At 61.5% G+C, this 654-nt stretch carries 1 protein-coding gene; it reads left to right on the forward strand.

The features are described from left to right. Positions 1–654 (forward strand): leucine zipper domain-containing protein (locus ASU23_RS11130; RefSeq protein ID WP_058037919.1); only part of this gene is annotated, 654 nt, incomplete at both ends.

The raw sequence follows: 654 nt of genomic DNA on the forward strand, positions 1-654 counted from the left end.
CGTAGCCGCCGAAATGGGTATCTCCCGCCAATGCGCCTCCAAGTGGGTCAACCGGTATCGGAAGTACGGTGACCTGGGATTACAGGACCGATCCAGCGCGCCGAAGCACCAACCGACCGCCACAGCGGCAGAGGCCGTGGCTGAGATCGAAGCGATGCGCCGGACCCGGAAATGGTCGGCCTCACGGATCACGTTCGAACTGCGCACCGATGGCATCACCATTGCTCGTCGAACGGTCACGAAAATCCTGCGGGACCTTGGCCTGAATCGTCGCCGGTTCATCGATCCGAACGGCGAGAACAACCGAAAACCGCAGACCATCGTCGCGAAACGGCCCGGTCAGATGGTGCACGTCGATGTGAAAAAGGTCGGGAAGATCCCGGACGGTGGTGGTTGGCGTGCCCACGGGCGAGGTTCCGAGCAGGCCAAACGATCCCAACGACACAAGACCCGAGCGAAGCAAACTCGGATCGGCTACACCTACCTGCACTCCGCGATCGACGGCAACACCCGCCTGGCGTACACCGAGGCACGCGACAACGAAACCGCCGCAACAGCTATCGATTTCATGAACAATGCCCGCGTGTTCTTCGCTGCACACGGCATCACCCGGATCGAGCGCGTGATCACCGACAACGGATCATGCTATCGGGC

The sequence above is a fragment of the Rhodococcus sp. KB6 genome (assembly GCF_001445685.1).
Taxonomy (GTDB): Bacteria; Actinomycetota; Actinomycetes; order Mycobacteriales; family Mycobacteriaceae; genus Rhodococcus_F; species Rhodococcus_F qingshengii.